Raw genomic sequence first — 11,105 nt, forward strand, 5'->3', positions numbered from 1 at the left:
TTTCCTCCTCTATTTGTGTTAAAATTAAAATTACCTAATTGATAATGATTATCACTATCGATTAAAATACATAATTCATAAATTGTCAATCTTTATGTTACACTATTTTTAACTTAGAAGAAGGAAAGTAGTCACTATGAAAATAAAAGAGCAAGAGAATCGTAGGTTTTTCAGTATTATCATCCTTGTCGTTGGGGTTATCACATTATTTTTTTCTATTATCATTTCTGTTCGTTTCGGTGCTTCCGATTTAACGTATCGGGATGTGCTAGAAGCAATCATTCATTATGACCATGATAATTCCAAGCATGTCATTGTAAGAGAGTTGAGATTACCAAGATCGATTGCCGCGATATGTGTCGGGGCTGCTTTAGCGATTTCGGGGGCTATTATGCAAGGGATGACTCGAAATCCGTTAGCGTCACCCTCGATTATGGGCGTTACCTCCGGCGCTTCCTTTACCATTGCCATCGCACTTGCGCTGGTGCCGGGCATCTCATACTTGGGCATGATGATTTTTTCATTTGTAGGAGCGGGGCTTGGGGTAGTCATGGTATTTACCATTACCTCTTTCTCAAAAGGGGGAATTACGCCGGTTAAGCTTGCCTTGGCAGGGACGGCAATCACGTCGTTGCTGACTTCTTTGTCAACGGCAATTGGAATCAAATTCGATATTGCAAAAGATATTAATTTTTGGTTTTCTGGTGGTGTTTCTAGTGTGCAGCCACAGCACGTCTATTTTTCCGTACCTTTTATGATAGTCGGACTTTTATTAGCACTTTTCCTCTCGCGTTCCATCTCTATCTTAAGTTTAGGTGAGGACGTGGCGAAGGGGTTAGGTCAAAATACCGGGTTAGTCAAATTTATTGGGACGATTGTCGTATTGTTATTAACTGGAGCTGCCGTGTCCATTGCAGGAATGATTGGTTTTGTTGGTTTGGTAGTTCCTCATATCACACGCTTTTTAGTAGGAACAGATTATCGTTGGATTATCCCGTGCTCGGCTGTTTTGGGTGGGATTTTATTACTGGTGGCTGATATCTTCGGGCGGATGGTTAATGATCCGTTTGAAACACCAGTTGGCGCGATAACCGCAATTATCGGTGTTCCCTTTTTCCTCTACTTAGCTCGTAAAGAAGGGAGAGGGTTCTGATGAGAAAAGCAAAGCGATATAAGAAATTACTTATTGGGACAGTCTTGCTAATATTGATTATGATTGTGGTTAGTATCAATGCTGGGCAAATAAAAATACCAGTTCCTGACGTATTGGAGACCTTGATCGGAGCGGGTACCGAACAAAACCAATTAACGATTTTCCAATTTCGTCTCCCTCGAATCGTCATGGCCATTTTAGTTGGAGTAGGTATTTCAATTTCTGGGGCTATTTTACAAGCATTATCGAAAAATCCATTGGCAGACCCGGGGATACTCGGGATTAATTCTGGTGCGGGCTTTGCTGTTGTGCTGTATATGTTCTTTTTTCAAGAAACTACCTTTTTAACCGGCTGGCTAGCAACATTTATTATGCCAATAGCGGCACTTGCCGGGGCTTTCTTGGCTGCGTTGTTAATTTATCTCATCTCCTGGAAAAAAGGGCAAGTGACACCTGTTCGATTGTTGTTAGTAGGGATCGGGATTAATGCTGCCTTTGGTGCCGGGTTAATTATTTTTCAAATGAAGATGGAACCGATTGATTTTATGAAGGCGATTGTCTGGCTTTCCGGAACAATTTGGGGCACGAATTGGACTTTTGTGTTGGCGATTTTGCCTTGGTTACTGCTTCTTATTCCAATTGCCTTTTATAAATCGAGGGTGTTAGACGTCATGACGCTTGGTGATCCCATTGCGATTGGTGTTGGTGTGCCATTAGAGAGGGAGCGGCGATTATTATTGTTAATTTCGGTTGGGTTAGCAGGTGTCTGCGTAGCTGTAGGTGGTGGGATCACCTTCTTAGGACTTATTGCACCACATATTGCCAGACGGCTGGTCGGGGCCAAACATGCACTTGTTTTACCATTAACGGCTGCATTAGGCGGGCTTTTATTACTGTCAGCTGATACGTTAGGCCGCGTCATCATGGCGCCAATGGAATTGCCGGTTGGAATTGTCGTGTCTATTTTAGGAGCCCCTTATTTTATTTATTTACTAATGAAGAATGTATAGTGTTATGGTGAAGTCAACTCAATAATACATAACAGCGAATTAATGGGGAAACCCTACTAGTGAGGAGGAGTTCATATGGCTAAACAGAATGTGATGGAAGGAAGTCGCGTAGTCGTTCCGGAAAATCCAGTCTCGTTTTTCTTGTTCAACAGTACTCGTTCTGCCTGGATTTGGTTAATTATCAGACTCTATGTCGGCTATACTTGGTTAACGAGTGGCTGGGGAAAGCTTCACAATCCTGCTTGGACAGGTGAAGAATCTGGGGCAGCACTCACAGGATTCTTGCAAGGTGCTTTAGGAAAGGCGGAGGCGGGTGAAGTATCGTCTTGGTATGCGTCCTTTTTAGAAAATATCGTATTACCACATGCGTCGGTATTTTCCTATATGGTTGCCTACGGAGAGGTACTAGTGGGACTCGGATTAATTCTTGGACTATTGACAGGTATTGCTGCATTTTTTGGTTCCATCATGAATGTTAGTTTTTTATTTGCAGGAACAATTAGCTCTAATCCTATAATGTTTATTTTAGCAACTTGGTTAGTACTAGCGTGGAAGGTCGCTGGCTGGTACGGGTTAGACCGCTGGGCATTACCACTATTGGGTACGCCTTGGAATCGGAAATAGTATGGTAAAGCCTCTCGTCTGGATTGGATGAGAGGCTTTTTAGTTGTGCGGAGGAAGGGGTAAGTTAAATTTCCATCTTTATATGTGGACAGTGTTTGGAGAGAATATTGACAAATTCCTCTCTATTCACGGGGGAAATAAAGATAGACTGATATTTCCCATACCTAATCTCGAGTCTTTTTAGTGACCATGCCGGACTTGATAATGGGTTCGTTGATTTTTTTACAGACGTTATCGCATCCAATGGAATGATTTTTCTAAATGGACCAAACCGTATGATTAAATTGTCTGTGTCTATCCTATAAAAGGTAGTAAACCATAACCATAATATAAAAATTGGTAGAGCTATGGCTAGAGAAATTATAATGACATATTCCAGAAGGTTAGCTGGTTCATCACTAAGGGCATATGCGCCACTTCCAAGCGTGAATAGCATAGCTCCCCAAATGATGATGGCTAACCACCAATCTTTCCGTGATTTGAATTTCAATTCGCGCACCTCCTGAAAATGTAACCCCTCTATTTGTTTTACGATTAACGACACAAAAAGATTCATGTACGATCCGTTTGAACAACAGAATACTAATTTCACGCCGATATCTATAGACCGAGTGGGACAATTCATATTCAAATTCCTGGTTATTTCAAAGTGGCTATCATCATAGGCTAATATGTGAGAGAGTCTCTAGGCTGCCAGAGTATTGGTTACTATTTATACAGTGGAATTTGGCATGATGCTAGATGACTTGTATGAAAAAATTCAGGTGGGGTGGTGATTCACATGTATCGAAAAGCGGTGTATGGCGCGATTATCGGGGCTTCAACTGCTGGTGGTTGGCTAGTTGTTGATTTATTGCTTCCTGAACCGATTGGGGATTATTTATTATTCGGTTTGATGGGGATAACGAACATGGCAATCGGATGGCAGGTTGGTCGATCACTTGGTAAGCAGGATAAAGCAAAAAGCAAAACATTGAAAGCTCCTGTGGCAGGAACGGAATAATAGTACTTAACAGATGATAATAAAGAGCATTTCAATGGCTCCACTAGCAGACTCATGCTTTGGAGCCATATTTTTTTCGACAGAATTCGGGTGGTGCCAGGCACCATAACGCGCTGGTAATTTAGTGGGAATTAAGTTAAAATTAAGAATAATAAGTCCCCATAATACCATCAATGGAAAAGGGTGAAATGATGATTTATTCGTTGCAATTGTTCAGGCTATTGTTTGCAGTAGACGATCATATTTTTCGAATAGGGAAAGCGGAAGAAATTAAACGACCGTGGAAATTAATTGCGGTATTAAGTTTGGTAACGGTCGCTATTTATGTTTGGATGGCGATGCTTGGAATTGGTAGTGCATCATTATCAAGTGGTGTGGCATTAGCTAATCCGTCTGCATATGAACTGAATAAATTATGGTTTAGTGTTGGACGAGCTATTTATTCCTTGGTGTTTGTAGCATTCATTTTGCTCGTGCCCTCGTTGTTATTTTATTGGGTAACGAAAGTCCCGTTTAAAAAGCTACTGTTAATGCAAATTGTTGTGCTGTTTGTTTTATTAGTAGAAAGACTTCTTTGGATTCCACTTAGTGTCTATGCCGATTTAGCATGGTACGTCTCTCCTTTGTCCTTTGGCATCATTGCTTCTTATGTAACTGACATTCCATTTCTCATTTATTTGCTTGGCTCTATTTCCTTATTTCAATTATGGATAATCGGCTTTCAATTGCGATTCCTAACCAAATTATCTTCCGTCCATCAAGCATGGGTCTGGAGCGCGGTAATTTTATTTCAACTAGTTGTATGGACAGTAACGGCAGTAGTGACACATACGGACGTTCATCTTTTGAATAGGTGGTTTGAATAATGCTAAAAAAAATCCTTTGGCTCACAATTGTTGCATTCATCACAGCGAATATCGTGCTTGTATTGGTTGATAAGAGTGGGAAGGTAGAAAGACAAGCCTATATTTCGGATTGGGAAGCGGTGTACAAAGCAGATCTATCGGAAACTATTTATGCAAAAGGTGTTGTTTCGTATTCGGGTCAGGAGTATATGTATTTTGACAAAAGCAGTGGGCAGTTTGATGGATTTTTAGTGGAAGCGGGAAGTGAAGTGTCTGAAGGCGATCCGCTATTTACGTATCATGTGGCTGATTATTATGCGACAGAAGCATCCCTTGAGAATCAATTGACGCAACTAAGTGCGGAGGTCTCAGCATTAGAAGATGCCGTAGCTGAGATTGTTGCCTATGACATTCCATCGCCAGCTGCCCCTGTTGTAAGTTCTGACGATGAGGATAGTATTGAGGTAGTCGTCTCGTCGGGAGAATCGGTTGGTGCGGAAATGCAAATGAAACAATATTTAATTGAAAAAGAGCAGGCGTTAGCAATAAAGCAAGAGCAAGAGCGACTAATTGAAACGCAGCTAGCTGATTTACAGGCTGGTGGTGATACGATTACAGTAACTAGTCCGTATCAAGGAAAAGTTAAATCAATCTCGACCACCTTGGCAGATCCACTTATCGTAATCGAGAATACTAGGCTTCAAGTAAATGGCGAACTAACGGAAGAAGATCGGGTAAAGGTGGAGCCGGGTGATTCTGTTTATGTAACGTTAGTCGAACAGGAGAAAGTTCTTCAAGGGTCTGTAAAAACAGTCGGAGAAACGCCGGTGGAAGAGGCTCGGGTTGATTCAGACAGTGTCTACCCACTAGTGGTGGACTTTGAGGAAGAAGCAAATACAGAAAATGTTCTGCCAGGCTACCATTCCAACCTATCCATCACAATCAACGAAGTACTTGATGCTAATACTGTACATGACCAGTTTGTTTTTCTAAATGAAGCATGGAAGCTAACGAATGCCGGTAAGTTGGAAGCTGTGACAGTAGAAACAGGCCTCCATATCGGTAAACAGCTTGAGGTTATAAACGGATTAACGGTTGGAGATGTGGTAACACCGGAATTTAACCGCGAATCCTACTCAGGAATGCCCTTTATTACACCACTAAAACTGGTGGATGTACCATGGCTAGAAATAGGGAAATATAGCGACTGGAAGAAGTATATGGTAATGGGGTTATTAGCGAGATAATGATAGCGGTTAGAGAGCACCTTGATTAAAAGGTGCTTTTCCCTTTTCCGGTCGTATTCCCTAGTCATAACCCGATACCTTGTCCCATACAATAGAAGGAGGAAGTTTAAAGGGGCGAGTTCGATGAATCGATTAGGGAAATTTATATGGTGGGTAGTTGGATTAATAGTACTGATTTCACTAGTGAAAATTCCATTACCAGACAATGTGGAGGAAACGGCTAGTTTTTCGATGCCTTTATCGGGTAAGACGATCGTGCTTGATCCGGGTCATGGTGGACCTGATGGGGGAGCAGTTGGAAAAGATGGGACAGTCGAGAAGGATATTTCATTAAGCGTGTCTGAAAAGCTGAGGGATTATTTACAACAGTCAGGGGCGATTGTTTATCTCACAAGAGAAACGGATAGTGATTTAGCCGCAGAGGATACAAAGGGATTATCGAAGCGGAAAGTCGAGGATATTCGGGAGCGGATGGCGTTCATTCATTCCAAACAAGCAGACTTTTTTGTGACGATTCACTTAAATGCGATTCCGTCAACAAAATGGCGAGGGGCACAAACCTTCTATTATCCAAAATCAGAAGAAGGCAAACACTTAGCGAAAATGATCCAAGCAGAAATCATTCGTAACTTGGAAAATACCGAGCGGACGGCGTTGACAATTAATACGATGTATTTATTAAAGCATGCTGAAATTCCGGGTGCTTTAGTGGAAATTGGCTTCTTATCGAATCTGGAGGAGCGAGAACTGTTGAAGCAAGAAAGCTATCAGCGGCAAATGGCTGGGAGTATCTATGAAGGTATTTTACGCTATGTAACCGAGGAACCCGAACCAGAGGAAGAAGCAGAATAAAGCGTCGATCCATGCGAACATGCGAATAAAGTAATCCCTTCCATAATTCATATCACTTAGAATTTTGTGGATTTATGGTATACTAGCGTTGACAGATTTATTCATATAGTACGCTAGGAATAGGAAGGTGATCATGTGTTAACGAGAGATGAAGTAGTACAATTACTCAATCCAGTAATAGATCCTTTTTTACATAAAACACTGGAAGAAACATCCGGTATAAAAGAAGTAACGATAAAAGAAGATAAGCAGCATGTCAGTGTTAAGGTTGCGATCGGTAAGACGAACACAGCAGAACAAATGCAGCTGCAGCAAGAATTAGTGGGCATTTTAAAACGCAATGGTGCGGTAACGGTGGGCCTACGCTTTGAACAGCTACCAAATGAAATCATTCAGAAGTTCCAACCAGCCGTCGAAAATGCAAAAGAGAAACAACTAATGGGTGGTAATAAACAACCCAATTTCCTGGCAATTGCTAGTGGTAAAGGTGGGGTTGGGAAATCGACTGTCACCGTTAACTTAGCGATTGCGCTTAGAAGACTTGGAAAAAAAGTTGGCATAATCGATGCGGATATATATGGCTTTAGTGTTCCAGATATGATGGGAATAGAAGAAAGACCAATCGTTCGCGGGGAGAAAATTATTCCAGTCGAGCGTTTTGGGGTGAAAGTAATTTCGATGGGCTTCTTTGTGGAAGACAATTCCCCAATTATTTGGCGTGGACCGATGCTTGGTAAGATGCTCAATAGCTTTTTTAAAGAAGTAGAGTGGGGAGACCTTGACTATCTTCTCTTAGATTTACCACCAGGGACCGGAGATATTGCCATGGATGTTCATGAATTACTGCCATCCTGCAAGGAGATTATCGTGACAACACCACATCCAACTGCAGCCTTTGTAGCGGCAAGAGCAGGTCAAATGGCGCTTAAAACAGAACATGAAATCTTGGGTGTTGTAGAGAATATGGCTTACTTTGAAAGTAAATTAACTGGTGAGCGAGAATTTGTATTTGGACAAGGTGGCGGAAAGAAGCTTGCTGAGGTACTGAATACAAAAGTACTTGGTCAATTGCCAATTCAACAGCCGTATGAAGATGAGGATGTTTTTGCACCATCTGTTTACCAGGAAGATCATCCGAACGGAAAAGCATATCACCATATCGCAGCAAAGGTTATTGCGAAGATGGAAGAGGCATAACACTATAAACAGAGAAAAGGCATATCTCCACAGAGGGATATGCCTTAATTTGTATGGATGTCTGGTTCTTAGCTTCCGCCTCCAGAACCAGAACCACCACCACCGCCAGAACCGCCCTCACCTTGGTCGCCTCCGCCTTGATCGCCGCCTTGCGATTTACTTTGTTCTTCAGCAGCTTTCAGTAGTGTTTCCTGAATTTTTGCTTGGAATAATGGTGACTCTAAGGTTTGCTGGATCGTTTTCTCTAGGTGTTCTCGAAACTGTTGGCTTTTCAGTGTTTGGATGGTTTGTTCAGTCATTTCGGGATTTTGAAATAGATCAAGCATCAGTTTTTGGTATTCGGCATCTGTCATTAAATCCTTCATTAATTTTTCCTGATTATCTTTAATGGATTTATAATACGCTTCGGCAAATTTAGGATCCTCAAATAGCTTTTTCCACATATCCTGTGCCTTATCGGATGTCAATGTTTCGTTGATGGCTTGTTTCACCGCCGCCGAATCCATTACAAGCTGTTCCTGCATTTTTTCATCCGCTAAAATTTCACCCAATGCTTTTTTTCCATCTTCGGTTTGCAATATATCAACAACCATTTTTTTCGTTGTATCGTAATCAGTTTCCTGTGTGGCAGCTTCCCCTCCGCATGCACTTATCAATAGGAATAAAACGCCAATTAATGACAAGTAAAAGACACGTAGCATGCAAATCCTCCTTCCACTTATCCTTTAATATGGGTGAGAAATGTAAAAATATGCACGTGATAAAGGAAAAAAGATTCTGTTCATGTTAAAATACAAACGATGTGAAGTAGACGAAATTAAACGAAAAGTAGCGCAGGGGGATTTTTAGTTGAATAGTCGAAAAGTGGTAAATTTATTTTTGAAAACGTTAGCGCTCGGTGGACTAGCTGGGCTTGTTGTAAGTGTATTTGCTATAAGTGGGGTGTATGCTGATAATATACAGCCGTTAAATGTACTAGGTTTAATTGGCGTGATGTTATTTTTCATTGGGCACGGTTTACTCTATAGTGCTGTAAGTCAGACGGGATTTTTTGCGTATCTCTACGTGAATCGATTGGGTTTAAGTATTTTTCGTTCGTTTTGGCCAATTGTTCAACTAGTATTAATCGCATTTGTGCTGTTTGATTTGATTTATTTTACCTATAATGCAGCAGAGGGAGTATCCTTGATCTGGTTTATTGTAGTGGCGGTGGTTTTATTGGCTTATGGCTGGATTATCGCCAAGATAAAAGCAAAGGAAACCAAACAGCATGCTTTTATTCCGGCATTATTCTTTATGGTTGTATTTACGGTTCTTGAATGGGTACCAGCACTTCGGATTGGTTTAGTCGGGGCTGAATTCGCCATTATAATGATTATTACGTTGCTCGTTTGTAATACCTATCAATTACTTATTTTACACCGATTAAACAGCACTACAGCAAAATAAGAGAATGCGAAAAACACCTGATGCGGCATATCAGGTGTTTTTAAATGAACTAATTTATTCAACAATTTTAGATTTTGCTTGTGCGTGATGAAGCATTTCAGAAACTGTCACAAAGGTAAACCCTTTATTTTGCAGTCCGGGTAAAATGGTTTCTAATGCCTCGGCTGTTTGTTTTACCGAATCTGAAGCGTGTAATAGGATTATATCGCCATTGGTTGTTTTGGACATAACTTGATCAACTACTACCTGTGTGCCTGGATTTTGCCAATCATTGGGATTGATATTCCAATGTATTACGTTATACTTTAGCTCTTCTGCTAATTTAATCACATCATCATTTAGATGCCCATGTGGTGCACGGAGCAATTTGATGTTTTTATAGCCTAGCTTACCAAATATGTCCTTTGCATAAGTTAAATCCTTTCTAATTTGATCAAGCTCCTGATCCAGATAACTCTTATAACGGTACCCCAGCATACCAATTTCATGCTTATCCTCCGAAATCTTCGCTAAAATATTTGGGTGCTTCTCTGCCCATTCCCCACTCACGAAGAATGTTGCTTTGACTTGATGCTGTTTGAGTTGCTTTAAGATATCAAATACTTTCTTTTCCCCCCAGCTAATATTGAATGTCAAAGCTATATTGGGCTCATCAGAACTTCCCTTCGTTAAGGCAACCGGGTTGTCTTTTGAAAAAAGTGAAAATGGACCAGTACTTCCAAACCAGATAAATCCAGCAGTAAAAAAAGCAAGCAACACAATTAATGTCCAGTGTTTCCATTTATGAAAACGAATGACGTAAAAATGATTCAAGATTCTCCCCCCTTAAACAAGCTATCTAATACATCTTATGAATCCAACCTTGAAATATGAACAAGCCTTCCAGCAATAATTAAAATCTACTTTTCAACCCGTATGCATTTGTATAAATCCATCAAACTTGTGAACGATATAAAAATGAACCGACAAAATGAACGAATAATTGCGAAAGACTATGGTAACTGTTGAATTAGTAGAAAAAAGCCGAAATTTGCTGAGGTGAATAACATGTTAGGATTAATGATTAACCACACAGAACAAAAAGAACTAGAATATATAATCAAACGAGAATTAGATGAAATTATATTCGATTTAGAGGACAATCGAATTGATCATATGGTAAAGAGTGCAATGAAAGAACGCTATAAAGTATTATTTCAATTATTGAGAAGAGTAGCTGGTGAAAAAGAATGCATGCGTTACATCCCGAAGAAAACAAAGAACGAATAATGGACGAAGCAATCGTCGCTAATGATGCTGGCATAGCCCGAAATTTCAGAAGAGACTTTTAAAAAAAATCCCGTTGATTTTATTGTATACCTGTGATATATTAATTTCTGTTGTCAGTTACATAATGTTGTCGAACAAAAACGATTAAAATTTTTTCGTGAAAAGTTGTTGACATATAAATGTAAACATGATAAATTATATCTTGTCGCTAAAAACGACAAAAGAACAAATTGTTCCTTGAAAACTGAACAAAACAACCAGTATGTCAAGAAAAAACATACCCTGTTTTTTCTATTAAAAGAAATACAGAAGCTAGCGCTTCTTTGCTAAGAACTTTCCTATAATGGATTGGTGTCCATTATAGACAAACTTTTTTGGAGAGTTTGATCTTGGCTCAGGACGAACGCTGGCGGCGTGCCTAATACATGCAAGTCGAGCGCGTGAAACATTTCTGAT

13 protein-coding genes and 1 rRNA gene are annotated in these 11,105 nt (G+C 40.3%); 11 read left to right on the top strand and 3 right to left on the bottom strand.

Going from position 1 to position 11,105, the window contains the following annotated elements:
- Nucleotides 1–136: 136 nt before the first annotated feature.
- The 3 genes from JF53_RS10325 (at nucleotide 137) to JF53_RS10335 (ending at nucleotide 2,787) form a co-directional block, all read left to right on the top strand.
- Entirely contained in the window at nucleotides 137–1,153 is a 1,017-nt protein-coding gene (locus tag JF53_RS10325) for a FecCD family ABC transporter permease (protein ID WP_047981932.1), read from the top strand.
- Nucleotides 1,153–2,163: a FecCD family ABC transporter permease gene (locus JF53_RS10330; RefSeq protein WP_047981931.1), complete on the top strand. Its 1,011-nt coding sequence runs from the start codon at nucleotides 1,153–1,155 to the stop codon at nucleotides 2,161–2,163. Before JF53_RS10325 ends, JF53_RS10330 begins: the two co-directional genes overlap by 1 nt.
- A gap of 75 nt (nucleotides 2,164–2,238) precedes the next feature.
- On the top strand, nucleotides 2,239–2,787 hold the full coding sequence (locus tag JF53_RS10335) for a DoxX family membrane protein (protein WP_047981930.1): 549 nt from the start codon (nucleotides 2,239–2,241) through the stop codon (nucleotides 2,785–2,787).
- A 64-nt stretch (nucleotides 2,788–2,851) separates the two neighbouring features.
- On the opposite strand, the gene JF53_RS10340 is transcribed toward JF53_RS10335, so the two are convergent.
- Entirely contained in the window at nucleotides 2,852–3,277 is a 426-nt protein-coding gene (locus tag JF53_RS10340; RefSeq protein ID WP_047981929.1) for a PH domain-containing protein, read from the bottom strand.
- Nucleotides 3,278–3,568: 291 nt separating this feature from the next.
- On the opposite strand from JF53_RS10340, the gene JF53_RS10345 reads away from it, so the two are divergent.
- From JF53_RS10345 to JF53_RS10365, 5 genes are all read left to right on the top strand, one after another.
- Complete coding sequence (locus JF53_RS10345) at nucleotides 3,569–3,790, top strand: hypothetical protein (RefSeq protein ID WP_047981928.1); 222 nt, start codon at nucleotides 3,569–3,571, stop codon at nucleotides 3,788–3,790.
- A 188-nt stretch (nucleotides 3,791–3,978) separates the two neighbouring features.
- Nucleotides 3,979–4,656 carry a hypothetical protein gene (locus tag JF53_RS10350; RefSeq protein ID WP_236686937.1) on the top strand — a complete coding sequence of 226 codons (678 nt, stop codon included), beginning with the start codon at nucleotides 3,979–3,981 and terminating at the stop codon, nucleotides 4,654–4,656.
- Complete coding sequence (locus JF53_RS10355; protein ID WP_047981926.1) at nucleotides 4,656–5,882, top strand: efflux RND transporter periplasmic adaptor subunit; 1,227 nt, start codon at nucleotides 4,656–4,658, stop codon at nucleotides 5,880–5,882. Before JF53_RS10350 ends, JF53_RS10355 begins: the two co-directional genes overlap by 1 nt.
- A 123-nt stretch (nucleotides 5,883–6,005) precedes the next feature.
- Nucleotides 6,006–6,734 carry an N-acetylmuramoyl-L-alanine amidase CwlD gene (gene cwlD, locus JF53_RS10360; protein WP_047981925.1) on the top strand — a complete coding sequence of 243 codons (729 nt, stop codon included), beginning with the start codon at nucleotides 6,006–6,008 and terminating at the stop codon, nucleotides 6,732–6,734.
- 135 nt (nucleotides 6,735–6,869) lie between these two features.
- Nucleotides 6,870–7,931, top strand: coding sequence for an Mrp/NBP35 family ATP-binding protein (locus JF53_RS10365; RefSeq protein WP_047981924.1), 1,062 nt, complete (start codon nucleotides 6,870–6,872; stop codon nucleotides 7,929–7,931).
- A gap of 68 nt (nucleotides 7,932–7,999) precedes the next feature.
- Here the strand turns inward: JF53_RS10365 and gerD are convergent, their stop codons facing one another.
- Nucleotides 8,000–8,632 carry a spore germination lipoprotein GerD gene (gene gerD, locus JF53_RS10370; protein WP_047981923.1) on the bottom strand — a complete coding sequence of 211 codons (633 nt, stop codon included), beginning with the start codon at nucleotides 8,630–8,632 and terminating at the stop codon, nucleotides 8,000–8,002.
- A gap of 148 nt (nucleotides 8,633–8,780) precedes the next feature.
- Between gerD and JF53_RS10375 the strand changes: the two genes are divergently transcribed.
- The gene (locus JF53_RS10375) at nucleotides 8,781–9,380 is read left to right on the top strand and encodes a KinB-signaling pathway activation protein (RefSeq protein WP_047981922.1); all 600 of its coding nucleotides are present in this window, start codon (nucleotides 8,781–8,783) and stop codon (nucleotides 9,378–9,380) included.
- 54 nt (nucleotides 9,381–9,434) lie between these two features.
- Here JF53_RS10375 and pdaB read toward each other — a convergent pair whose 3' ends face one another.
- A complete protein-coding gene (pdaB, locus tag JF53_RS10380) occupies nucleotides 9,435–10,193 on the bottom strand; it encodes a polysaccharide deacetylase family sporulation protein PdaB (RefSeq protein WP_047981921.1) in 759 nt (252 codons plus the stop codon).
- A gap of 234 nt (nucleotides 10,194–10,427) precedes the next feature.
- Here pdaB and JF53_RS10385 point away from each other — a divergent pair, with 234 nt between their 5' ends.
- A complete protein-coding gene (locus JF53_RS10385) occupies nucleotides 10,428–10,649 on the top strand; it encodes a hypothetical protein (RefSeq protein WP_047981920.1) in 222 nt (73 codons plus the stop codon).
- 371 nt (nucleotides 10,650–11,020) lie between these two features.
- Nucleotides 11,021–11,105: ribosomal RNA gene (locus tag JF53_RS10390) — 16S ribosomal RNA — on the top strand; the annotation flags it as partial.

Source organism: Ornithinibacillus contaminans (assembly GCF_001038425.2).
In the GTDB taxonomy this organism is placed as follows: Bacteria; Bacillota; Bacilli; order Bacillales; family Amphibacillaceae; genus Ornithinibacillus; species Ornithinibacillus contaminans.

Excerpts from the sequence above, each read along its gene's own strand:
- JF53_RS10325 (WP_047981932.1), top strand. The coding sequence starts at position 137 with ATGAAAATAAAAGAGCAAGAGAATCGTAGGTTTTTCAGTATTATCATC.
- JF53_RS10330 (WP_047981931.1), top strand. The coding sequence starts at position 1,153 with ATGAGAAAAGCAAAGCGATATAAGAAATTACTTATTGGGACAGTCTTG.
- JF53_RS10335 (WP_047981930.1), top strand. The coding sequence starts at position 2,239 with ATGGCTAAACAGAATGTGATGGAAGGAAGTCGCGTAGTCGTTCCGGAA.
- JF53_RS10345 (WP_047981928.1), top strand. The coding sequence starts at position 3,569 with ATGTATCGAAAAGCGGTGTATGGCGCGATTATCGGGGCTTCAACTGCT.
- JF53_RS10350 (WP_236686937.1), top strand. The coding sequence starts at position 3,979 with ATGATGATTTATTCGTTGCAATTGTTCAGGCTATTGTTTGCAGTAGAC.
- JF53_RS10355 (WP_047981926.1), top strand. The coding sequence starts at position 4,656 with ATGCTAAAAAAAATCCTTTGGCTCACAATTGTTGCATTCATCACAGCG.
- cwlD (WP_047981925.1), top strand. The coding sequence starts at position 6,006 with ATGAATCGATTAGGGAAATTTATATGGTGGGTAGTTGGATTAATAGTA.
- gerD (WP_047981923.1), bottom strand. The coding sequence starts at position 8,632 with ATGCTACGTGTCTTTTACTTGTCATTAATTGGCGTTTTATTCCTATTG.
- JF53_RS10385 (WP_047981920.1), top strand. The coding sequence starts at position 10,428 with ATGTTAGGATTAATGATTAACCACACAGAACAAAAAGAACTAGAATAT.